Annotated in this window: 23 protein-coding genes; 8 read left to right on the forward strand and 15 right to left on the reverse strand. The window is 62.6% G+C overall.

Annotation, left to right across the window (positions count from 1 at the left end; genetic code table 11):
- Positions 1-5: 5 nt before the first annotated feature.
- Positions 6-275 (forward strand): flagellar biosynthesis protein FliQ, encoded by a 270-nt coding sequence (gene fliQ, locus ACN9MW_RS24795; protein ID WP_055930712.1) that lies wholly within the window; start codon positions 6-8, stop codon positions 273-275.
- A 3-nt stretch (positions 276-278) separates the two neighbouring features.
- On the forward strand, positions 279-1,112 hold the full coding sequence (gene fliR / locus ACN9MW_RS24800; RefSeq protein WP_426163767.1) for a flagellar biosynthetic protein FliR: 834 nt from the start codon (positions 279-281) through the stop codon (positions 1,110-1,112).
- Positions 1,113-1,177: 65 nt separating this feature from the next.
- On the opposite strand, the gene flgL is transcribed toward fliR, so the two are convergent.
- From flgL to flgG, 6 genes are all read right to left on the reverse strand, one after another.
- Positions 1,178-2,407 (reverse strand): flagellar hook-associated protein FlgL, encoded by a 1,230-nt coding sequence (gene flgL / locus ACN9MW_RS24805; protein ID WP_426163770.1) that lies wholly within the window; start codon positions 2,405-2,407, stop codon positions 1,178-1,180.
- A 21-nt stretch (positions 2,408-2,428) separates the two neighbouring features.
- Positions 2,429-4,378: a flagellar hook-associated protein FlgK gene (flgK, locus tag ACN9MW_RS24810; RefSeq protein WP_426163772.1), complete on the reverse strand. Its 1,950-nt coding sequence runs from the start codon at positions 4,376-4,378 to the stop codon at positions 2,429-2,431.
- Between the two features lie 62 nt (positions 4,379-4,440).
- Complete coding sequence (flgJ, locus tag ACN9MW_RS24815) at positions 4,441-5,367, reverse strand: flagellar assembly peptidoglycan hydrolase FlgJ (protein WP_426163775.1); 927 nt, start codon at positions 5,365-5,367, stop codon at positions 4,441-4,443.
- A 10-nt stretch (positions 5,368-5,377) separates the two neighbouring features.
- Positions 5,378-6,484 (reverse strand): flagellar basal body P-ring protein FlgI, encoded by a 1,107-nt coding sequence (locus tag ACN9MW_RS24820; RefSeq protein WP_426163777.1) that lies wholly within the window; start codon positions 6,482-6,484, stop codon positions 5,378-5,380.
- A gap of 2 nt (positions 6,485-6,486) precedes the next feature.
- Positions 6,487-7,143, reverse strand: coding sequence for a flagellar basal body L-ring protein FlgH (locus ACN9MW_RS24825; protein WP_426163779.1), 657 nt, complete (start codon positions 7,141-7,143; stop codon positions 6,487-6,489).
- Positions 7,144-7,158: 15 nt separating this feature from the next.
- Positions 7,159-7,941 (reverse strand): flagellar basal-body rod protein FlgG, encoded by a 783-nt coding sequence (gene flgG / locus ACN9MW_RS24830; RefSeq protein ID WP_426163781.1) that lies wholly within the window; start codon positions 7,939-7,941, stop codon positions 7,159-7,161.
- 167 nt (positions 7,942-8,108) lie between these two features.
- Here flgG and ACN9MW_RS24835 point away from each other — a divergent pair, with 167 nt between their 5' ends.
- Together ACN9MW_RS24835 and ACN9MW_RS24840 are read left to right on the forward strand one after the other, a co-directional pair.
- Positions 8,109-9,581: a hypothetical protein gene (locus ACN9MW_RS24835; protein ID WP_426163783.1), complete on the forward strand. Its 1,473-nt coding sequence runs from the start codon at positions 8,109-8,111 to the stop codon at positions 9,579-9,581.
- 45 nt (positions 9,582-9,626) lie between these two features.
- Entirely contained in the window at positions 9,627-11,000 is a 1,374-nt protein-coding gene (locus tag ACN9MW_RS24840) for a tetratricopeptide repeat protein (protein WP_426163785.1), read from the forward strand.
- Positions 11,001-11,009: 9 nt separating this feature from the next.
- Here ACN9MW_RS24840 and ACN9MW_RS24845 read toward each other — a convergent pair whose 3' ends face one another.
- The 6 genes from ACN9MW_RS24845 to flgB all read right to left on the reverse strand — a co-directional run bounded on the left by ACN9MW_RS24845 (position 11,010) and on the right by flgB (position 17,298).
- Positions 11,010-13,343: an EAL domain-containing protein gene (locus tag ACN9MW_RS24845; RefSeq protein WP_426163787.1), complete on the reverse strand. Its 2,334-nt coding sequence runs from the start codon at positions 13,341-13,343 to the stop codon at positions 11,010-11,012.
- Positions 13,344-13,449: 106 nt separating this feature from the next.
- Positions 13,450-14,193, reverse strand: a complete 744-nt coding sequence (gene flgF / locus ACN9MW_RS24850; RefSeq protein WP_426163790.1) for a flagellar basal-body rod protein FlgF — start codon at positions 14,191-14,193, stop codon at positions 13,450-13,452.
- 20 nt (positions 14,194-14,213) lie between these two features.
- Positions 14,214-15,755 (reverse strand): flagellar hook protein FlgE, encoded by a 1,542-nt coding sequence (locus tag ACN9MW_RS24855; protein ID WP_426163792.1) that lies wholly within the window; start codon positions 15,753-15,755, stop codon positions 14,214-14,216.
- Between the two features lie 24 nt (positions 15,756-15,779).
- Complete coding sequence (locus ACN9MW_RS24860) at positions 15,780-16,472, reverse strand: flagellar hook assembly protein FlgD (protein WP_426163794.1); 693 nt, start codon at positions 16,470-16,472, stop codon at positions 15,780-15,782.
- A gap of 2 nt (positions 16,473-16,474) precedes the next feature.
- Entirely contained in the window at positions 16,475-16,879 is a 405-nt protein-coding gene (gene flgC / locus ACN9MW_RS24865; protein WP_426163796.1) for a flagellar basal body rod protein FlgC, read from the reverse strand.
- Positions 16,879-17,298, reverse strand: coding sequence for a flagellar basal body rod protein FlgB (flgB, locus tag ACN9MW_RS24870; protein ID WP_426163798.1), 420 nt, complete (start codon positions 17,296-17,298; stop codon positions 16,879-16,881). Before flgB ends, flgC begins: the two co-directional genes overlap by 1 nt.
- 128 nt (positions 17,299-17,426) lie before the next feature.
- Between flgB and flgA the strand changes: the two genes are divergently transcribed.
- The 4 genes from flgA (at position 17,427) to ACN9MW_RS24890 (ending at position 20,645) form a co-directional block, all read left to right on the forward strand.
- On the forward strand, positions 17,427-18,113 hold the full coding sequence (gene flgA / locus ACN9MW_RS24875; protein ID WP_426163800.1) for a flagellar basal body P-ring formation chaperone FlgA: 687 nt from the start codon (positions 17,427-17,429) through the stop codon (positions 18,111-18,113).
- A gap of 95 nt (positions 18,114-18,208) precedes the next feature.
- Complete coding sequence (gene flgM / locus ACN9MW_RS24880) at positions 18,209-18,532, forward strand: flagellar biosynthesis anti-sigma factor FlgM (protein WP_426163802.1); 324 nt, start codon at positions 18,209-18,211, stop codon at positions 18,530-18,532.
- A gap of 6 nt (positions 18,533-18,538) precedes the next feature.
- On the forward strand, positions 18,539-19,003 hold the full coding sequence (locus ACN9MW_RS24885; protein WP_426163804.1) for a flagella synthesis protein FlgN: 465 nt from the start codon (positions 18,539-18,541) through the stop codon (positions 19,001-19,003).
- Positions 19,004-19,079: 76 nt separating this feature from the next.
- Positions 19,080-20,645, forward strand: coding sequence for a hypothetical protein (locus tag ACN9MW_RS24890; protein WP_426163806.1), 1,566 nt, complete (start codon positions 19,080-19,082; stop codon positions 20,643-20,645).
- A gap of 106 nt (positions 20,646-20,751) precedes the next feature.
- On the opposite strand, the gene motD is transcribed toward ACN9MW_RS24890, so the two are convergent.
- From motD to ACN9MW_RS24905, 3 genes are read right to left on the reverse strand one after another with little or no spacing between them, the layout of a single operon-like run.
- A complete protein-coding gene (gene motD / locus ACN9MW_RS24895; RefSeq protein ID WP_426163808.1) occupies positions 20,752-21,513 on the reverse strand; it encodes a flagellar motor protein MotD in 762 nt (253 codons plus the stop codon).
- Position 21,514: 1 nt separating this feature from the next.
- Complete coding sequence (locus ACN9MW_RS24900; RefSeq protein WP_426163811.1) at positions 21,515-22,261, reverse strand: flagellar motor protein; 747 nt, start codon at positions 22,259-22,261, stop codon at positions 21,515-21,517.
- Positions 22,243-22,974 carry an RNA polymerase sigma factor FliA gene (locus ACN9MW_RS24905; protein WP_057260429.1) on the reverse strand — a complete coding sequence of 244 codons (732 nt, stop codon included), beginning with the start codon at positions 22,972-22,974 and terminating at the stop codon, positions 22,243-22,245. Before ACN9MW_RS24905 ends, ACN9MW_RS24900 begins: the two co-directional genes overlap by 19 nt.
- Between the last annotated feature and the right edge of the window lie 7 nt (positions 22,975-22,981).

Here is a 22,981-nt window from a genome sequence, read left to right on the forward strand (position 1 = left end):
TGGCAATGACGCCTGAAACAGTCATGACCATGGGCCGCCAGGCCATGGAAGTCACGCTGATGGTGGCCGCGCCGCTGCTGCTGGTGGCGTTGCTGATCGGCCTGGTGGTCTCGATCTTCCAGGCCGCCACCCAGATCAACGAGGCGACCCTGTCCTTCATCCCGAAGCTGGTCGGCGTGTTCGTCACCCTGGTGGTGGCGGGACCGTGGATGATTTCGGTGATGGTCGACTATATGCGGCAGGTGCTGACTGGCATTCCTTCGCTGGTCTCGTGACCGATGCTGGTCGTCACCGCCGCTGAACTGAACACCTGGATCGCCGCCCTGTTATGGCCGGCAGCTCGCATCCTGTCGCTGATTGCGGCCTCCCCCATTTTCGGCAATGCCCGCATCCCGCAGAACGTCAAGCTCGCGCTGGGCGTGCTGATCGCCATGGTGGTCGCACCAGCCGTGCCGGCCATGCCGGCGCTCGATCCTGCCGGCTGGGCCGGACTGTCGGTGCTGGCGCGTGAAATCGTGATCGGCGCCGGCATGGGCTTCGCGATGCGCCTGGTGTTTGCAGCAGTGGAAATGGCGGGCGAGATTTCCAGCCTGACCATGGGCCTCGGTTTCGCCAGCTTCTTCGACCCGATGTCGCAAGGCCGCTCCTCGGCGGTGTCGCAATTCCTGGTGTGGGTGGTGACGTTGGCAGTGCTGGCGGTGAATGCCCACCTGGTGCTGATCGAGGCGCTGGCGGAAAGCTTCTACACGCTGCCGGTAGCCGCCATCGCCTTCCATAACGATGGCTTCTGGGACCTTGCGTTGTGGGGCTCGAAGATCTTCACGGCAGGCCTGCAGCTGTCGCTGCCGATTGTCGCGGCCCTGCTGATCACCAACGTCGCGCTGGGCATCCTGACGCGCGCCGCGCCGCAACTGAACCTGTTCGGCATCGGCTTCCCGATCACCCTGGGCGTGGGCTTCCTGACGCTGACCATGACCCTGCCCTACATGAGCATGCCGATCCAGTCGCTGGTCAACGAGGGCATAGAAAAAGCGCGGCAATTGCCGCGCGAGTGGGATAGCAGGAAAAAAGTCGGGGTCAGGTCTGGCAATCAGACACGGCCTCAGCCGTAGGCGACGCCTACGGCTGAGGCCGTGTCTGATTGCCAGACCTGACCCCGACTTTTTTAACGCAAGCCTCAGATCAAGTTAAACAACGACAAACCAGTCAGCGCCTTGTAGGATTTCTGCGCTGCTTCCAGCGTGGTTTGCTGCTGCGTGAAGCGGGAAATGGCTTCCACCGGGTCCAGGTCGACCAGGTCGGACAACTGGCTCGCATATTGCAGGTTCAGGTCGTCGCCAGCGCTGTCGAGGTGATCCAGCTCGCTCAGGCGGGCGCCGACGGATGCGCGTACCGACAGCACGTTGTCCAGCGAGTTGGTGATGTTCTGGTTGGCCAGGTTCAGCGCGTTCGTCAATGCCGTACCTGCCTGCGGCGTACCGCTCGGGCCGCGCAACGCGGCGATCAGGGTTGTCATGGTTTCGAACACCGACTGGTTCTTGCTCGGGTCAACGTTGAACACGTCGCCGTTGGCCGGCGCCCCGGTGATATCCATCTGGATGCCATCGAAAGCAATCGGCTGGCCGGACACATAGGGGACGTTCGACGCGACGGCAGTGCCAGCAGTGACGTCGTTGACGGTATAGGTAGTCACCGCCGGCGTGCCGGTCACGGTGAAATTCAGAGTGTAGTTGTGGCCAGTCACTGCCGAAGGGGTCTTCACCACGCCCGGGGAAATGATGCCGGTGCCGCCACGGGTATAGTTGTTCGGGTCGACGCTGGTCTGGAAGGTGCCGTTGCCGGTGATATTGCTTTCGAAGATGGCCGAGCCAGTCTCGCTGGTCGCCAGCTTGCGCGACGAGGCCACCTGCAGTTCGCGCTGGCCCTGGTCGCCGTTATAAGTGGCGCCGGTAGCGGAACGGGTAAATGGCTGGATGTCGCTCTTGTAGCCGGAGAACAGGTAGGCGCCGCTGCCGTCGGTAGCGTTGGCCTGGCCCAGCAAGTCTTCCAGGCGCCCCTCCAGTTCCTTCGCCAGCGCTTCGCGGTCGGCGAGCGTGAACCCTGGGTTGCCTGCGGCGACGATCTTGCTCTTGACTTCCTGCAGCAGGTCGTCGGTGTTCGCCAGCGTATTGTCCACCAGCGACAGCGAGGCATTGGCGTTCGTGCGATTGGTGACGTACTGGGTGTTGATTGATTTCGACTGCGACACTTCCAGCGCGCGTGCCGACGCGACCGGGTCGTCCGACGGTGTCACAACGCGCCGCATGGTCGATAACTGCAGCTGCGTCTTCTGCAGTTGCGCCTGCAGCGTGTTCAGCTGGCTGACGCCGTTCTCGTAAATCGTCCGGGTGGCAATACGCATGACCATGATGCTATTCCTTCAAAAATCTTACCTGCCCAGCGAAAGCAGGGTATCAAACAGTTCGCTTGCCACCTGGATCACCTTGCCGGATGCCTGGTAGGCCTGCTGGTAGCGCAGCAAGTTGGATGCTTCTTCGTCCAGGTTCACGCCGGAGACCGAATCGCGCGCGGCCTGGGCCTGCTCCACGGTGGTATCGGCCGCAGCACCGGCGATCTGCACTTCACGTGTCTTGTTGCCGACAAAGTTGACCATCTGCGCGTAGCTGGCCTGGAAGGTGGCGTGGCCATCGTCCAGGATGTTCTTCGTTTGCAGGCCTGCCAGCAGCACGCCATTGCGCGCGTCACCCACGCCGCTGCCAGGCGAGATGGTGAACTTGTCGTTGTTGGCAGGGTTGCCGGTGATCTCGATCTCGATGCCCTGGAACGTCATCTTGGCGCCAGCGGTGTACGGCACCGGGGTGCCGGCCGGATAGTTCGTGGTGGTGCCATTGACCGTGACGTCGACAGCCGTCGGGAAGCCGCTAAGCTGGTTGGTCGCGCTGTTGTAGGTCAGCGTGACCGGCGCCGCCAACTGGTTGCCCGGCAACAGGTAGTTCGAGTTCACCGCACCGGCACTGATCTTGCCGGTGCCGGTATTGGCGGTCGGCACCGAAGTGCTGATCGGCGCTCCCAGCGCAATCTTGTTGCGGTCTTTCAGTTCGACGCCGAAATCCTGCGCCGCGTTATAGGTCGGGCGCACCAGGAAGTGGTCGGGGCCGCCGGCCGCACCGGTGATGGAGAAGGCGACGCCATCGATCACTTGCGGCTGGGTCTGCGGATAGGGCGAAATGGTCGTGGTCACGCCATCGCTGGCGCGCGTCACGATGAAGTCGGTGCCGTTGTAGTTAATGTCGTAGTCCGACGCGGTCAGCTTGGCCGCGTCAACCACTACCGCATCGATTTTCACCGTGCTCGATGGCGAGTTGCGCGTGTCGTAGCCGACATAGGCGTGGATGTCCTTGAAGAAGTTGCCGCCCAGGTTGCCATCCAGGTCGATGCCCAGCTTGTGCTGGTCATTGAAAGCATCGGCCAGGCCGGCGGCGATCTTGCCGAGGTTGGCATTTGCCACGTCCAGGCCGCTATTGCGGAAATCGATCAGGCCGCCCAACTGGCCGCCGGTCAGCACGCTGTCGGGCAGCTGCGAGAAAGTGCCGCCCTGGGTGCGGTAGCCGACCACGATGCGCTCCGGGTCAAAGGTCGAAGGCGCCGTGGCCAGTTCCTGGCTGCGATTACCGATCACCAGCGGCTGGCCGGTGCCGAACGAAACGTTCAGCATATTGTTCTCGGCCGGCCTGACAGTCACCTGGACCTGCTTGTTCATCTCCGCGATCAATGCGTCGCGCTGGTCCATCAGGTCGCTCGGCAAGGCCGATGGGTCGACCGACAGGCCGGCAATCGTATTGTTCAGCTCGGCGATACGGCGCGCGAAGGAATTGATTTCGTTGACGCTGGCGGCGACGCCGGTGTTGACGCCCTCGTTCAATTCCTTCATGCGGCTGGACAGACCGTTAAAGCGCGATGCCAGCGATTCTGCCGCGGACAGCATGGCCTGGCGCGCCGCGGTCGACTGCGGGTTCGAGTTGGCATTCTGCACGCCGCTGAAGAAGCTCTGCAGTGCCGGTCCCAGGCCGACCGTGGTATCGGCCAGCAGGTTGTCGATCTGGCTGACCTGGTTGAAATAGGTGTCGAGCTGGGCCTGGTTGGTCTGGGCGCCCAGCAATTGGCGGTTCAGGAAGTCGTCATAGACGCGCTTGATCTGCGCCACTTCGGTGCCGGTGCCGAGAAAACCTTCGCCGGTCTGGATCGGCTGCGTGGTGCTCTGCACCACCACCTGCCGGTTATAGCCGAGCACGTTGGCGTTGGTAATGTTGTGCCCAGTGGTGGCCAGGCCCGTCTGGGCAGCCAACAAACCACTTTTACCGATGCTGAGTAAGGACATTTTATTAATTACCTTCGCTAGATATTCAGTTTACGGCACATCCCGACAAAACTTGATGTTCGTCAGGCAAGAGTGCGCTTGATAATGCCGGCCAGCTTGCTGGCATAGTTGGGATCGGTGGCGTAGCCGGCGCGCTGCAAGCCCTTGGCAAACCCGGCGGCATCGGTGCCGTTGGCTGCCGCCAGCGCTTTTTCATAGCGCGGATTGCTGCTCAGCAGGCGGGCGTAGTCCTTGAAGCTGTCGGCATAGCTGTCGTAGGCGCGGAACTTCTCGACGCGGGTCTGCGGCTTGCCGTTGATATACTCAGTTGTAGCCGTTTCGACAACACGGCCCTTCCAGTCCGGGCCGGCCTTGATGCCAAACAGGTTGTGGCTGTTGCTGCCGTCGCGGCCCTTGATTTCGCGGCGGCCCCAGCCGGTTTCCAGCGCGGCCTGGCCGAGCATGAACTTGGCCGGGATGCCGGAAGCGCGGCTGGCTTCTTCCGCGTGGCTGGCCAGTTTGTCCTGGAAGCTGCGCACGTGGGCCGGCTTGTCGCTGGCCGCTGCCGTGCTGGTCGCCGCCTTGGACATCGCCGCCGCCCCGCCGCTGGCTTCGATCGAGCGCTGCAACCTGGCCTGCTCCATCAGGGCGCGCGTCATGGCCGGATCAGTCGGCACACCATCCACCGGCGGCAAGGTTTTCGACAGCTGGCGCACCAGCACGTCGGCCAGGCCCAGGCCTTTCTTGGCGATGTCCTGGCTGGTCTGCTGGTCGAGCATGGTGGTGAACATCTTCGTTTGCTGGTTGTCCATCAAACCGTCTTGCGGCGTAGCATCGCGCATGCTCTTCATCATCATGTTGACGAACATCGCTTCGAACTGGGTGGCCGCGGTTTTCAGCGCCTCGGGCGAACCGGCACGCGCCGACTGGCGCAGCTCGGACATGCCCTTGGTGTCGATGGCAAGATTGGCGCTCAGGTCGGTGGCAGCGGAGGCTGTGCGGGGGATCATGGCGGCATCCTCAAATGATTTCCAGCTCGGCGCGCAGCGATCCCGCTGCCTTCATCGCCTGCAAGATGGCCAGCAAGTCTTGCGGGGAGGCGCCGATGGCGTTGAGGGCTTTCACCACGTCGGCCAGCGACGCACCGCCCTTCAGCATGATGACCTTGCCGGAGTCCTTCTTGATGTCGACGCTACCCTGCTGGGATACCACGGTCTGGCCACCGCTGAGTGGATTCGGCTGGCTGACCTGGGTGTCGGCACTGACCGATACTGACAGGTTGCCGTGCGAAATGGCGCACGTCTCAAGCGTGACTTCCTGGTTCATCACCACCGAGCCGGTGCGGGCGTTCATGATGACCTTGGCGGCCTGGCGCGCCGGGCGCACGTCCATGCTTTCCAGTTCGCCGATAAAGGCCACCCGCGCATCGCTCGACGAAGGCGCGGTGACGCGAATGGTACGGCCGTCCTGCGCATAGGCCACGCCGGCGCCGTATTTGTCGTTGATGGCGTTGACCACGCGGCTAGCCGTGGCAAAGTCGGTATTGTTCAGTTCGAGGCGAATCTGGTTGCTGTCGCCCAGCGTGGTGGGCACCGCGCGTTCCACCGTGGCGCCGCCGGAAATGCGGCCGACCGACAGGTGGTTGACGACGACAGCAGCGCCGCCGCCCGGCGCCTGCGCACCCACGCCACCGACCAGCACATTGCCTTGCGCCATGCCGTACACCTGGCCATCAGCGCCTTTCAATGGCGTCATCAGCAGCGTGCCGCCGCGCAGCGACTTGGCGTTACCCATCGACGACACGGTGACATCGATCTGCTGGCCCGGTTGCGCGAACGCCGGCAGGTTGGTGGTGACCATGACTGCCGCCACGTTCTTCAATTGCAGCGTGGTGCCGGGCGGCAGCGCCACCCCCATCGACTGCAGCATGGAAGCCACCGATTGCACGGTGAACGGGGTTTGCGTGGTCTGGTCGCCGGAACCGTCGAGGCCGACCACCAGGCCATAACCCATCAACTGGTTCTGCCGCACGCCGGCCACGCTGGCCAGGTCTTTCAGGCGTTCAGCCTGCACGGCCGGCGCCAGCAGCAAGGCGGCGCAAAGAGTGAGGAGCTGAAAAGTCTTCATGATCAGAAAGGCAGCAGGCTGAGGAAGAAGCGCGACAGCATCGACTGCACTTCGGCGCCATCGATATTGCTCTTGGTGCGGTATTCGACGCGGGCGTCGGCGATCGAGGTCGACGCCACCGAATTGCCGTTGATCGAATCCGGATTCACCATGCCGGAAATGCGGATGTATTCGGTCGCCTTGTTCATGCCGACCTGCTTTTCGCCGGCAATGATCAGGTTACCGTTGGACAGCACTTCCACCACGGTGGCGCCAATGGTGCCGCGGAAGCTGTTGCTCAGCGACTGGCTGTCGGCATCGGCAAACTTGTTGTCGGCACTGGTGGCGACGTTGGTGCCGAAGCGGTTTTGCAGCACGCCCGGAATGCCGAAGTTGACGCTGCCGGACTTGCTGCCCGCGCTGGCGCCGTTCTTGACGGCAGACGTGCTCTCCGTAATGACGACATTGATCACGTCGCCCACGTGGCGTGCGCGGCGGTCTTCAAAGGCCGGGCGGAAAGTGCTGGCCTGGTAGATCGCACCATTGTTCTGCGCCACCGGCGGATACGGCGGCGGCAGCGGACGGGCGCTGGTCGGGCCGTTGACGATCGAGGTTGGCGCACCGGCGCAGGCGGACAGCAGCGCGGCGGCGATGATGGTGGCGGCAAGACGGAATCGCATGGCGGGCTCGCTTGATTACAGCTGCGACAGGCGCTGCAGCATCTGGTCGGAGGTGGTAATCGCCTTCGAATTGATTTCGTAAGCGCGCTGGGTCTGGATCATGTTCACCATTTCCTCGACCACGTTGACGTTCGAGGTTTCCACATAGCCCTGCAGGATCACGCCCGTGCCGTTGGTACCGGGCTGGTTCTGGGTCGCTGCACCGGACGAACCGGTTTCCACGTACAGGTTCTCGCCCTTCGATTCCAGGCCGGTCGGGTTGATGAAGGTCGCCAGCTGGATGGCGCCGATCTGCTGCGGGGCAGCCTGGCCCGGCAGGGTGACCGAGACGATGCCGTCGCGGCCGACCGTTATGCTGGTGGCATTGATCGGGATCGTAATCGCCGGCTGCAGCACGAAGCCGCTGGAAGTCACCATCTGGCCATTGTTATCGCGCTGGAAGGAACCGTCGCGGGTATAGGCGGTGGTACCGTCCGGCAGCAGCACCGGGAAGAAGCCGTTGCCGTTGACCATCAGGTCCTTGTCGTTGCCGGTCGACTGCGGGTTGCCCTGGGTATGGATGCGCTCAATGGATACCGGGCGCACGCCGGTGCCGAGCTGCATCCCCGACGGAAGCTGGGTCTGCTGCGAGGACGCGGCGCCCGGCTGGCGGATGTTCTGGTACAGCAGGTCTTCGAAGACCGCGCGCGACTTCTTGAAGCCGTTAGTGCTCACATTCGCCAGGTTGTTGGACACCACGTCCATCTGGGTCTGCTGCGCTTCCATGCCGGTCTTGGCAATCCACAGTGATCGAATCATTTGCTGCCCCTTAAACGGTAAAACCAAGCGGTTTTTCTATACAGGCATTATCCCGTGGCAAGGATCAACTCAAAGCTTCGATCTGGCTGGTTTTCCCCCGCCTATTCACGCGTGTGGCGCGAATTGTTCAGCTCTGCTATTGTTTGCGATTTGATAATTATTGCTGTATGCCGCACGACCAAGAAGCCCCATCTGCCGGAAAACGCCTTGTCGCGTTCGTGTTCGCCCTCCTTGCCGCGTGTGGAAACTGCGCTGCCGCATGTTTCCAGGCCAACCCAATGGTTCCGCCATCAAATGACATCGGCGTCTACACGGGCGAAACGCCGGAGGGCCTCATGGCATTCGGCGAATCCCCTTACGGGCGGACTCGCGCACCGTATCCGCCGCCACCGCCTGCGGGCATAACGAAACAGGATCAACAGCGTTTGCCAGGCGAGGCCGGCACGGTAAAGCTGTGGTACTTCGAGGCCAGTCCCAAAGACCGCTCGCTGCGTGTCTGCAGGGTTGATGTATGGTTGCCGCGCCAGCATCTGGGACAGGGGCAAGGGATGTTTGAGCAGATAGCACGGCATTCCAAAGGGAATGCCCTATCCCGCAGCCTGCTGGACCAGGACTTGACGCTTGCGTACAGCACCAGCTATTCCTACGACAGCAAAGGCCGGATCGAACAGATTATCCAGGCCGATTTGTCAAAAGACCTTCCGGTCGACACAACTGCACAACATTGCAACCGCTACGATGACAGCGACCGCGTGATCCTGTGGGTGAATCCGGAACATACGAAGAAGTGTCCGATAGGCGAGCCGTCCCTGCGCGATGAATGGCGCGAGTTCAGGTACGCAACAGTCGATGGGAAGGAAGTCCAGTTACGTTCGCGCTGGCATCTCCCCAAGTCCACTGCGCGCTGGCGGGAAGAATGGTCGCCATTTCAAATCGATCCGACTCCCGATTCGGTGTGGGGAAATGCATTTGTCGACTCGCGGCGCGGCGTGTATGAGATATTCGGCTCAACTTACGGAAAGCTGGACAATAACGCGGCCAATATGGTCGTCGACGTATTCGGTCGGTGGAACGGGTCCAACTATACTTTCCTGAAGCCGCCGGTTCGCATTTCCCTACTCGAGAATCCGGACGAGCTTTACAAATACGAACGGCGCCGCATGACACGCCTGGATGGGCACATCCGTTTATACGAGCTGTTCAAGGCGAACGAGCACATTTCCCGGCACCGCTTTTACATTCTGGAGGGATACGTCCTGCGGCATGAGCAACTCGATGCGAAGGGCAAGATCAAACGCATCATCACGGTCAACGACTGGCGCCAGCCGCGCCCTGGGCCCAATCCGGATTTCGACGACAGGCTGTTGAAGACGAGTGCTCCGCTCCTGATTGCCCACCAGGTGTACCACCGTGTCTACGAGATAGATGCGAATGGCCGGCCAACCCTGGTTGCCTTGAGCTGGAATCGATCCGTGCGCAACCCTTTAAAGAGGACTCCGCTGACGATGGCTGACCTGGTGTTCGGAACGCCAGACGGCCAGGAAAAATGGAAGACTCGCGAAGAGTTCGACAAGGCTTTTGATACAAGCGAATACGCCCTTCAAATCTTCCCCGAACGACCGATGGACGACGACGAATAGGCAAGCAACTCAACCCCAAAAGCCGACCAACTTTCGATTCTTGAAATGACAAAGACTCCTGCGATCTTCTTTACCACGGCGCTGCTTTACTCGCTGCCACTGGCTTCCTTGGCACAAGCAGGCTTCGCGCTCACCGATCAGGAGAATCGCTATATCAGCGCCCTGCTTGAGTACCAACAGGCAGCTGACTTGCCCGCGCCAGCCAGGCAGTTCATGGCGGCGCGGGCACACGAGTATGGCGGCGACCTCGAACGGGATGACGAGCGCGCGCAGAAGCTCTATATCCTTGCAGCCGATGGTGGCCACATCGGTGCGCAGAAGCAGCTGGTAGCGGCCCACAAGCAAAACAGTTCCGGTTCGACGCCAAGCGCAAAGCAGGTGGCAGCATGGGAGGCAAACATCAAACGGAATGAAGGAGCCGCCCGCGCTTTGCCTTCCATATCGGCTCCCTCGCAGCAGCAGGCACTTGCCCTTCTTGAAAAATCTGCGGAATCCGGGCACATACAGGCCCAGCTTCAACTGGCAAACACATACCGGCGCGGCCTGGAAGGCGTCAAACGCAACGCCGCCAGCAGCAAGCAATGGTATTTGAAGGCTGCCGAGCAGCTCTGGCCAATGGCCGACAGAGGAAATCCCATCGCTGCCAGTATCCTGGCCGAATTGAGCCTGCAGAACAAGGGCTTGCCCTATGACCCGGAACTGGCGGGCCTCCTGCTGAAAGTCTCGCAGCAGCGCTTGGCCGGAAATGAACGCGACGCGGAGGCATTGGACAAGCTGGAACGGGAGCTTGCGCCCGAACGACTCGCTCGCCTGAATGCCACGGCAGCACAATGGCGGCCGGGGGCGGAGCTGCCGCGTGACCTGCGGCAGGCAATTTGTACCTCGTCCGACTTTGTCCAGCCGAATTTCGACCGGCCGAAAGCCCTGGCGGAGTTTGCCGACTTCCAGGCACGCCTGCGGAAGGCTATTGATGACGTGAGTGCAGTCGAGCCTTCGCTTATTGGCCAAACTGCCGCACTCAACACCTTGCGTACTGCATTTGCGGGAACCATCGCGGCTGGGGCAAAAGGCGAGGCGTTGCTGGCCGACTTCATCCAGCCATCGCCCAGGGGCGTGGTGTCGCCGCTGGGATCCATGTTTGAGAAGATCAAGGGGAAATCGTGCCCGGTGGGATACGGCGGCAGCTTCACTGAAGACGGAAATACGGTGGAGCTTTGGTATGTGGATCTCGATCCGGCCGACCGCGGCGCACTCCAGGCGTTCTCGCAAGCGGCGTTGCCCGCACACGGAAGCCTGGTGCGCAGAAAATTCCCTGCGCTTGTTTTTACGAGAAACGAGAGCGGGAAACTGCAGCTTTACGCGATGTCGCAGGAGATGGCGAAGGTCATGCAATATTGGTGGGGCATACAGCTGATGTAAGCGCCAGGGTCAGAGCGCAGCTTCCTTGTCCGCCTGCCGGGCTGCCTGCAGGGGCTCGGGCCGCCCTACACCATATCCCTGGGCAAAATCGACACCCATCGCGCGCAGGCAGGCCAGCACTGCGTCGTCCTCGACGAATTCGGCAATGGTCTGCTTGCCCATCACGTGCGCGATCTGGTTGATCGATTCGACCATGGCACGCTCGGTTGGGCTGTGCAGGATGCCTTTAATGAAGCTGCCATCGATCTTTACGTAATCGACAGGCAGGTGTTTCAGGTAGGCGAAGGAGGACATGCCGGCGCCAAAGTCGTCGAGCGCGAAGCGGGCGCCCTGTGCCTGCAGGTCCTGGATCAGCGTTGCCGCCTGCGCCAGGTTGGCCACCGCCACCGTTTCCGTGATTTCAAAGCACACGTCCTCCAGCGCCACGCCGGTCCTGCGCTGCTGCTCCAGCACGAATTCCAGCAAACCCTCGTCGCACACCGAGGCGCCGGACAGGTTGATGGCCCAGCTCGTACCGGCAGCTTGCTGCGCCAGCGCTTCGAAGGCGTGGCGGATGACCCAGCGATCAAGCAGCGGCATCAGGTCGTAACGTTCCGCGGCCGGGATGAAGGCCATTGGCGGCACCAGGCCGCCCTGCTCGTCCAGCATGCGCACCAGTACTTCGGCATGGGCGCGGCCGCCGCGCAGCGGGGCGATCGTCTGCAGGTGCAGGCAGAAGCGGTCGTTTTCCAGCGCGGCGCGGATGCGCGACACGGCTTCCATCTCAGTCTGGCGCACGGACAGTTCGGCATCGTCGTCGCTGTACAGGTGGATGCGGTTGCGGCCTTTTTCTTTCGCCATGTAGCAGGCGGCATCGGCTGCTTTCATCACTTCCTTCAGGCTGCTGCTGCGGCTATCGAGCAGCACCAGGCCGATGCTGACGCCAATGCGGTAGCTGCGCACGCCCCAGGCGAAATGCAGGTCGACCACGGCCTTGCGCACTTTTTCCGCGACGCGCAAGGCGTCCTCGTGGCTGCACTGGGTCAGCATGATGCCGAATTCGTCGCCGCCCAGGCGGCCGACGATATCGCGTTCGCGCAGCGTGGCTTGCAGGAGCTGGCTGACTTGCTTGATCAATTCGTCGCCGGCTGCGTGGCCGCTGGTGTCGTTGATGATCTTGAAGCGGTCCAGGTCGAGGTATAGTACGGCATGCTCGCCGCCGCTGCCCTGCCGTAAAGCCGCCAGCAGTTCGCGCAGGCGCCGTTCGAATTCGCGCCGGTTAAGGATGTCGGTCAGCTCGTCGTGCGTGGCCTGGTAGCTCAATTGCGCGGCGTGCCGGCGCGCTTCGCTGGCGTCGTGCAGCACGATGACCTGGCCGATGGCAGCGCCGTCCGGCGCGTGGATCGGCGCCACCGAGCGGTCGACTGGCAGCAGCGTGCCGTCGGCCGCCAGCAGGTGCAGCGCTCCGCCCTCGCCTTCCAGCCGGCACACTTGATCCAGCGGGCGGCCGAGCATGTCGGCGCCTGGCATGCCCAGCATCTGTTCGGCATTGCGGTTGCTGTAGCTGACGCGTTGCTCGCGGTCGGTCGTGATGACGGCGTCGGCAATCGAACCCAGGGTCACCTGCACCAGCTCTTTCTCGGCGAAGGCTTCCGCCTCGCTTTGGCGCAGTTGCTGCAGCAGGCGTTCGCGGCGGGCAAAGGAACGGCGCAGGTAGCTGTTGCCGCTCCAGGCCAGCACGGCCGCTGCCAGCAACAGCACGGCCAGCAAGGCCGTCGAGACCTGGCGCGCGGCATCGTTGATGGCGGCGGCAAAGCCGATGGCAAGCGGAGTCAGACGGCGGTCGATTTCCTGGATTTCCAGCAGCACCACCGGTGCTCGGCGTGCAGCCGGCGGCATCCCGTGCACGCGCTCGCCCAGTTCACGCAGGCGCAACAGGTGCTCGTCGCTATGTTCCCAGTAGGTGATGGCGCGCGCCATCAGGTAGATATCCTTGAAATTACGGTACAGCCAGACCATGCCGCGCACGTCTTCTTCGGCATTACGGCCGCCCAGGAAGCCTTCGCGCACCACTTCCCAGTCCATCTGTTCCTGGTCCATCTCGCGCCGCGCGCGCATGTCCGATAGCGGCACGGCCAGTTCGGACTGGAATTGGGCGTAATCCTGTTCGTCAGCGGTAACGAGATAGCGCTGCAGCGAGGCGATGGCGGCCTTCTGCCCTTTGGACCAATGACTTTCGCCGCCGACGTAGGCGCGCAGCGTGGCGGCAATCGACAGGCTGAACACGGCCACCAGGGTGAGCGCTGCCACGGCCAGCACAAACGGCAGGACCACAGTGGCGTAACGTTCCTCGGGACGAGCCATAACCTTGTACTGCTGAGATGAAAGGTCCCATGATGGGGAATCCCGGCGCAGTGCGCAATGGCGCAGGCGTGATTCGTTGCCTCAAAGCAACAACATTAATGCAATATTAATTCAACGCCAAGATTTGCGTGGCCTTGGCAGCATTGTTTTCCGCGTTTTTCAGCAAACTCATTTGCGTTTCGAAAGAACGTGCCAGGGTGATCATATTGACCATGGCGTCGATCGGGTTGACGTTGCTGCCCTCCAGCGTGCCGTCGGCCAGGCGCACGTTCTGGTCGGGATCGGCCGGCAGGCCGCTTTGCTGGCGGAACAGGCCGTCGTCGCCGCGCACCAGGCCTTTGACGTCCGGATTGACCAGCTTGATGCGGCCCAGCACATTCGATGGGCCGGGCTGGGTCTGGGTGGTGTCGATGGCCGACACGGTGCCGTCGGCGGCAATGGCCACCTGGGCGTCGGGCGGAATGGCGATCGGGCCGTTTTCGCCCACCAGCGTGAGCCCGGCCGCCGTTTGCAGCATGCCGTTTTCACTGACCTTCAGGCTGCCGTTGCGGGTATAGGCTTCGGAGCCGTCGGTCGATTGCACGGCAATGAAGCCGTCGCCGCGCAGGGCCACGTCCAGCGCCCGCCCCGTGGTCTGCATCGCGCCGGCGCGGAAATCCGAGCCGACCGTGTTGTCGACCACGAAGGTACGGGTCGGCAAACCTTCCGCCACCACCGGCACGGCACGGAAGGAATCGAGCTGGGCGCGGAAGCCGGTCGTGGTGGCGTTGGCCAGGTTGTTCGACGTGGTGGCCTGCTGCTCCAGGATATGGCGCGCGCCGGTGGCGGCGGTGTAGACAAGGCGGTCCATCGCTTGCTCGCTTTATCCGATTAACGCAGGTTGACCAGGGTTTGCAGCACCGAGTCCTGGGTCTTGATGGTCTGCGCATTGGCCTGGTAGACGCGCTGCGCGGTGATCATGTCGACCAGTTCCTTGGTCAGGTCCACGTTGGACGATTCGACCGAGGAGGAGCGCAACTGGCCCAGGTTGCCCTCGCCCGGCGTGCCGACCTGCGGTGCACCGGAGGCCGAGCTTTCCGCCCACACGTTGTTACCGAGCGGGATCAGGCCGTCCGGGCTGGCGAAGTTGGCCAGCACGAATTGCGCCAGCGGCCGCGACTTGCCATTGCTGTACTGGCCGATGATGGTGCCGCTGGCATCGGTCGAGAAGCGCTGCAGGCTGCCCGAGGAGTAGCCGTTCTGCGTCGATTCCTTCTCGCTGGTCGGCGAGCCGTACTGCGTGGTGCCGACGAAGTTGGTGGTAATCGTCATCGTCAGGTCGGCGCCGTTGTCCGGGAAAATCGGCAGGTCGATCGAGAACGGCAAGGTCTGAGGCGGCGTCAGCAGCGCCATGCGCGCTGCGCTCAACTGGCCGTTGGTGTCGAAAGCCAGGGTGCCGGCCTTGACCGCTGGGACCGTAATTGCCGCCGCCAGTTTCTGGTCAATGATGTCGGGCGTATTGCCCGGGACGGCGCCAACGTCGGTCGGCGGCGTGTACACCGCCGCCAGCCTCGCCAGTTGGGCCGGCGTAGCGCCCGCTGCCGTCGCGGCAGCGGTCATGGCCGCACCGGCAGCAGCGGAATACGCTTGCTGGGCCGCCAGCATGCCGGCGGCATTGCCCGCCGCCGCCGCGGTGTTGTAGGCGGCGCGCGCCGCCAGCGAAGCCGGGTCGGTCAGCACGGCTTGCGCGATCGCCTTGGAGTCGACCTGCACGCCATCGCTACCGGCGTACACATCCCATACGCCGCTGCCCTTGTTCACGTAGAACACCGACATGGTGTGGGCATTGCCCAGGCTGTCGAACACATCCATCACGGTCTGCTTGGTGTAGGTCAGCGGATCGGTGGCGTCGAACGGCACCTTGGTCGGTACCGGCGAGGTGGACGACAGGTTGATCTTGAAGTTCGCTTCGGTGGTCTCGACCGGGGTCAGGTCGGCCGTATCGATCTTGATCGGCACTGGCGCGCCTGCCAGGATCACACCTTGCTGGTTGGCCAGGTAGCCGGTGATGGCATTGCCCTGGGCATTGGTGATGATGCCGTTCTTATCGAGCAGGAACTGGCCGTTGCGCGAATACTGCACTTCGCCGCTGGGCGCCACGGTGCGGAAGAAGCCGCCGCCGTTGATGGAAACGTCCAGCGGGTTGTTGGTGGTCTCGATATTGCCCTGCGTGAATTGTTGCGCGATGCGCGAAATGCTCACGCCGATACCCGGGTTGTTGCCCGCCACGCCGTTCAGCGAGTTGGCATACAGGTCGGCAAACTGCGCCTGCGAACTTTTGAAGCCCACCGTGCTCGCGTTGGCGATATTGTTGCCGATCACGTCGAGCGACTTGCCTGCGGCGTTCAGGCCGCTGAGACCTTGTTGAAACATGGTATTTCCCCTATCAGGTTGGGCTTACAAAACTTGCTTGATATCGTCCATGGTCAGTTGACCGATGGCTGGAACATTGAGCTTGGTGCCGCCGGCGCCGGTGGACACGCTGGCCACGGTGCCGAAGGTCAGCGCCTGCACGCCTTCGGCCGCCTTGCCGCCCAGGGTGCCGCTGACGCTGACGGTGTACATGCCGTCCGCGGCGGTGGTGCCGTCTTCCAGCTTGCCGTCCCAGCCTAGTGGCAGCACGCCGGCATCGACCGCCTGCAGGGTCTGCGTGTGCACCACCTTGCCGGCGGCATTCTTGATGTCGATCTGCAGCGAGTCGACGGCGTTCTTCAGCTCGACACCGAACAGGCCCTTGCCCGACACCAGTTGCAGGTTCTTGCCGGCCGCGAGCACGCCGTGGTTGATCAGGTTGGTCGCCTGCAGCGAAGCCGAATTGGCGTAATCTTTCTTCAATGATTCGATCGTCTCGTTCAGCTTGTTGATGCCGGTGACGGTCTGCAGTTGCGCCAGCTGGCTGGTCACTTGGGCGTTGTCCAGTGGATTCAGCGGATCCTGGTTCTTCAGCTGCGTGATCAGCAGCGTCATGAATTTGTCCTGGTCGGCCGAGACGCTTTTGTCCGAGCCGGTGGTGCCGCGCGTGTTGACTGCGTTGAGCAGGGCTTGCGACGGCGCGCCGCCGCCAGTGACGGGGGTGTTGGTGATGGCCATGGTTACTGTCCGATCGTCAGGGTTTTCAGCAGCATGGTCTTGGCTGCATTCATGGTTTCCACATTGGTCTGGTAGGAGCGCGAGGCCGACAGCATATTGACCATCTCGTCGACCACGTTCACGTTTGGCATCGTCACATAGCCCTTCTCGTCCGCCAGCGGATGCTTGGGGTCGTAGACTTGCTTGAGCGGCGACGGGTCTTCCACCACCTGGCTGACCTTCACGCTGGTGGCGGCGCCATTGGCGGTCGGGGTGGCTTCGAACACGACCTGCTTGGCGCGGTAGGCTTCGCCGCTGGCCGAGGTGGCGCTGTCGGCGTTGGCCAGGTTGGAGGCCACCACGTTCAGGCGCTGCGCCTGGGCGCTCATGGCCGAACCGGAAACATTGAAGATGCTGAACAAGGACATTACTGGCCTCCCTGGATCGCGGCCAGCAGGCCTTTGATCTGCGAATTAATAAAGGTCACGCCGGCTTCGTAGCGCAAGGCATTGTCGGCAAAGTTGTTACGTTCGACATCCATGTCGACGGTATTGCCGTCCACCGCGCCCTGCGCCGGGTGGCGATACAGCAGCGGCGTGCCGTCCGGCAGGGTGCTGCCGTCTTGCGGCGGGCGCGGGAAATGCTTGTTGGCAGTCGTATTCAGCGGCTGCGGCGTGGCCGCCCGCTGCATGGCTTCCTGCAGGTTGGCGGAAAAGTCGATGTCGCGCGCCTTGTAGTTTGGCGTGTCGGCATTGGCGATGTTCGACGCCAGCACGGCCTGGCGCTTCTCGCGCAGGCTGAGGGCGGTTTCGTTGAACAGCAGGTAGTTGTCGAGTTTGCCTAACATGGCACTTCTCCGCTTGATGACAGGTTCGATGATACGGAGCAATGTGCTTGCTTGATCGGAAGAGAAAGGCGGGGTTTTTGCCCCTATTCGCGGCTTGCGGCTGTCGCGCGAGGGCTAAGATGGGCAGCATGAAACAAATCCTCATCATTGCAAGCTTGTTGGCCGCCAGCGTGGTCCAGGCCGCCCCGGCCCGCATGGAGCCGACGGCCCTGCGCCAGGTCGCCGAGCAATTCCTGCAAGTACAGACCGCCGGCCTGCCCGGCAAGGTCACCGTCAACATCGGTGCGGTGGACCCGCGCCTGAACCTGGCGCCCTGCCCTGCGCCGGAAGCCTTCCTGATGCCAGGCGCGCGCGCCTGGGGCAAGACCACCGTGGGCGTGCGTTGTGCGGCGCCTTCGCCGTGGACGGTATATATTCAGTCTCAGGTATCCGTGTTGGGCAGTTACGTGGCCGCAGCCGTGCCGCTGGTGCAGGGCCAGTCCATCGAGGATGGACAGTTGGCGATGATGCAAGGCGAACTGACCGCCCTGCCGCCCGGCATTGCCACCGACAAGGCGCAACTGGTCGGCAAGTCCAGCAGCATGTCGATTTCGGCCGGCACCCCGGTCCGGGTGGACATGGTGAAGGCGAAGCCGGTGATCCTGCAGGGCCAGCTGGTCAAGCTGGTCACCCGCGGCAACGGCTTCTCGGTTTCGGCCGAAGGCAAGGCGGCCGGTTCGGCGGCCGAGGGGCAGGTAGTGGCAGTTCGCACCGGCAATGGCCAGCAAATCAGCGGGATTGCCCGCCTGGGCGGACTGGTCGAAGTAGCTTTTTGAACAAGTTTCACGATGCCAGCTAAAGTTTGGCCGCAGGTTGCCGTAATAGACTCGTATGCCGGGGTAAAGTACTCCAACCAGACGAGGATAATGCTGTGAAGATCAACGATACATTGAAGAACACGCCGGGCTTGCCGAGTTCGCCCGCGACGTCCGGCAACGCGCGCAGCGCGGACAGGACTGCCGCAGCGACTTCCACCGCACCACAGGCAAGTACCGACAATGTGCGCCTGTCCCCGCAAGGACAGGCAATGGCGGCCAGTGGCGCAGCAGCCAGCAATGCCGTGTTCGACACCAAGAAAGTCGAACGCATCAAGATGGCAATTGCTGACGGCCAGTTCCAGGTCAATTCGGAAAAAGTGGCAGACGGTTTGCTGGACACGGTCCGCGACCTGCTGCACGCGCGTAAGCAACGCTAAGGAAGCATGATGGCCGCAGTCTCCCCCAAACACAGCCTGCAGGCTGAGTTAAGCAAGATCACGGAATTGCTGGAAGTCCTGAAACAGGAACAGCAAGACCTGGTAGCGGCCGACATCGACCACCTGACCTCGCTGACCCCGCACAAGTCGGCCCTGGTCAATGAAATGGCCACCCTGGCCACCGCGCGCCACCGCGCCCTGGCCGACGCCGGTTATCCAGCGATGGAACTGGGCATGGAGTCCTGGCTGGAAGCCCAGCATGACGATGCCGCCAATATCCTGTGGCAGCAGTTGCTGGACCAGACTCGGGCGGCAAAGGAACTGAACCGCCTGAACGGCGTACTGATCAACAAGCACCTGGGCCACACCCAGGGCGCGCTGCAGGCCTTGCGCCCGCAGCAGACCACGGTCTACGGCCCGAGCGGCATGACGACCACCGGCACGACGCGCCGCGGCTTCATCGCCGGCTAGGCCTTTGCGCAACCGGCACGGTGCCGGAACTTTCGAAATGTGTGACTTTTTATGCAACCTTCTGCATAATGGGCGCATGCGTACATTTCTCTCAGGAATTATTCTGGCGGCCACGACCGCCCAAGCTGATGCTGCCTCCGTTCACTCCGCCCTTGGCGGGGAACAGTTCGGCTTGCAGCCTGCCGACAATTATCAACTGGCCAATGGCCGCTGCAAGGACTGCGGCCAGAAACAGGCCTTGTGGTATTTCCAGGACGAGCTGATCGCCCTGCCGCCCGCCAGTGCCAAGGATGCGCCGGGCCTGGTCTGGCTCGGTTCGCCGCAACTGGTGCCGCAGGCGCGCTTTGACGGCAAAGCGCTGCATACGGCCGATGGGACCACGCTCAACTTCCGCCTCGCGCCAAAGATCGCCACCAACCGCTCCTATTTCAACGCGAGCTCGGAAGCCTTCTTCCGTCAGCGCGAGGTGCGCGTGCGCGGCCAATGGGATGAGGCCGGGCAGCAGTTCGTGGCGCGCACGATCTGGCCGCGCGACTATGTGATCGATGCCGGCAAGCTGCCGGTGCAGCCGCTGTCCGGCGCCGACGACCTGCAGGGCTTCGTACGGCATGCCGAGGGCGGCGCGCGCGGCGAGTACACGGTGCGCAAGGTGTGGCAGCGCCCCGGCGCCACGCCGGCCGAGCTGTCCGGCAAGCCGGTGCTGGCCATGATGCTGAGCGGCGCCCAGGGCGACGACGACGAAGCTTACGGCGGCCATTTCGCCATCGCCACCGGCCGGCTGGGGCCGCAAGGCGAGTGGTCCGACTGGCTGGTGAATAACTTCTACGGCCTGGATTCGTACAGCGAAAAAGGCATCGTGGCGTCGGCACTGCCGATGGATAACTACCTGATGGACCTGAACAGCGGCCAGCAGTACTACCGGCCGTCGTACATGCTGGTGGCCGTGCTGAAGGATCCGCGCACGGCGCAGGCTTACCAGGCCAACGTGAACCAGGTGTTCCGCGATTTCTATGCCCATCATTTCAGCTACCAGCATGCGGCTGCCAACTGCACGGGGATCAATGTCGACGTGCTGCGCAAGCTGGGCTGGCAATGGCCGCTGCAAGGGCCGACCAATCGCCTGAAAGCCGTTGGCGCCTTTGCGTATATGGCGGCGAAGGAGATGAGCATTGCCAGCGGCAAGAAGGCCTACAGCTATTTCACCGAGGAGCAGACCCGCTTGCACCCGGCGGTGGCATTCGATGTGCTGGGCAAGGATTTGCTGAACGTGCTGGGCGGGCAGGCTGGACGCCAGTTGAGCGGCTTCGAACAGCAGTTGCAGTCGGATGTGGAGGCTGTGATGCTGGTGCGGATTCCGCAGGTGCCTTCCAGCCGGGCGTTTGGTTCGGCGCCGGCGTATTCGATCGATGAATTCATGGCGCGTGCGCCGGAGGATCGCAGCAAATGGCAGGTGGTGCCGACGGAGCCAAGGCCGTTTCCTGAGGAGTTGATGGACGAGCAAGCCAGGAAGAATTTGCAGACGTCGGCCTGGCCGATGGCGGCGCTGGTGTTGCTGGTGGCGGCGATCGGGACTGCGTGGCACTGGCGGCGCAGGCAAAAGCTGCGGCAGCAGGTGCCGCATCCGGAGCGGCTGCGCGCGTAAAACCGGCAAACCGGGGTACGACCCGCAGGGTCGGACCCCAGCCAGCGACCGCCGCGTACTGGGGTCTGACCCTATGGGTCTGACCCCGGTTTACCGGTTTAAGGGTTTAAGGGCTTGGAATTTCAGTAGCAGGATCCGGAATCCCGGACAGGATCGTCACCGCCACCCGCCGATTGCGCGCCCGCGATTCCGGGTTGTCATTCGACGCCACCGGCTGGTTGTCCGCATGCCCCACCGCCGTCATGCGTGAAGCAGCAATCCCCGACTCGATAAACAGCCTGACCACGCTGCCCGCCCGCACCGCAGACAACTCCCAGTTCGACGGAAAGATCGCATTCCTGATCGGGACATTATCGGTATGCCCCTCTACCTGCACATTATGCGGGTCGTCCTTGAGCAGCGTCGCCACAGCCGTCAGCGCCTCGCGCGATTCCTCGGTCAGGCTCGCATCGCCAGCCCTGAACAGCACCGAAGCATTGATTTCCACGCTCACCCCGCGGCTATTCTGGGTCACCCGCACCTTGCCCTCCTTGACGAGGGGCGCCAGGGTGCTGGCCAGGTCCTTGGCCAGGCGCGTCATCTGCTCCTTCTCCTTCTTGATCGCCTCATTGCGCTTGCGCGAAGCCGGATTCGGAATCGGCAGACTCTGGACTTCGGTATTGGTCGGCGGCGCAGCGCCGGCGCCGCCAAACGCATCGCCCAGCGCATCGGAAAACACCTTGTACTTGCCGGTATTGATCGAGGAGACCGCGTACATCACGACAAAGAAGGCAAACAGCAGCGTGATGAAGTCGGCGTAGGAAATCAGCCAGCGCTCATGGTTCTCAGGATCGTCGTCGAACTTGCGGCGTGCGCGGCGGTATTGCATGTCACGGCTCCCGCATCAGGGTCGCGATCCGTTCGTCGATGACGCGCGTGAAATCGCCGGTGGCGATATCGTAGAACACCGACGCCGTCAGCTCCTGCAGGTAGACCTGGCGCGTGACGATGGTCTTCAGCTTGTTGGCAATCGGGTAAAAGAACAGGTTGGCCAGGCCGACGCCGTAAATGGTCGACACGAAGGCCACGGCAATGCCGGAACCGAGCCTGCTCGGGTCGGTCAGGTTTTCCATCACATGGATCAGGCCCAGCACGGCGCCCAGGATGCCGATGGTCGGCGAGTAGCCGGCCGCCGATTCCCAGATGCGCACCGCCTGGCGTTCGGCCGTTTCGAAAGCGGTGATTTCCATGTCCAGCAACTGGCGCATCTTGTCGGGGTTGATGCCGTCGACGATCATGCGCAAGCCCTTGGCGACAAACTTGTCCTTGGCGCCCAGCATGGGGCGCTCCAGCGCCAGCAGCCCGTCGCGGCGGGCCAGCATGCTCCAGTTGTTGATGTCGCGCGCCAACTGGGCGCGATTGTCTGGTGGAGGCTTGAACACCCAGCGCAGCATGGTCAGCCCGCGGCGCAGGGTTGGCCGGGTGGTTTGCAGCATGACGGCGCCGAACGTGCCAATCACAACAATCGCGAAGGCAGCCGGCTGCAGCAAGGAAGTCACCTTGCCGCCTTCCAGCCCCTGGCCGACGATGATGCCGGCCAGCGCCAGCAAGACGCCGGCTACGCTGGACCAGTCCATGCCTGCTCCCTGAGCGAGGCACGCAGGCGCGCCACGGCTTGTGTGTGCAATTGCGATACCCGGGACTCGGACACGCCCATCACCGCGCCGATCTCCTTCAGGTTCAGCTCTTCCTCGTAGTAAAGGCCCATCAGCATTTTCTCACGTGGGGGTAGCGCTTCAATCGCATCGATCACAGCCTGGCGGAAGTCGGTGTCGAGCAGCGCGCGCAGCGGATCGGCATCTTCATCATGGGCATAGCGGTCGAGGAAGCTGTCGTTGCCGTCTTCCTCGTGAAAATCTTCGTAGTACACCAGTTGGTGGCCGCCGCCTTCGGACAGCATTTCCTGGTAATCGGCCAGCGACAATTTGAGCGATTTCGCCACTTCCGACTCGGTCGGCGGGCGGCCCAGGCGCTGCTGCAGCGTGGCCATGGCGTTTTCAATCTTCCGCATGTCCTGCCGCATCGAGCGCGGCATCCAGTCGGAAGAGCGCAATTCATCGAGCATGGCGCCACGGATACGCATCACCGCGTAGGTCTCGAACTGGGCGCCGTGGGTTTCTTCATATCGATTAATAGCGTCAAGCAAGCCGATCATGCCGGCCTGTACCAGGTCATCCACTTCCACACTGGGCGGCAATTTTGCCTTCATATGGTGGGCCAGGCGCTTGACCAACGGCATGTGCGTCGTCAGCAAGGAATCCTTGTCCACCTTCCCTTTGACCGTGTACATAAAGGTT

It is taken from the genome of Pseudoduganella sp. R-34 (assembly GCF_049904655.1).
Classification (GTDB): Bacteria; Pseudomonadota; Gammaproteobacteria; order Burkholderiales; family Burkholderiaceae_D; genus Rugamonas.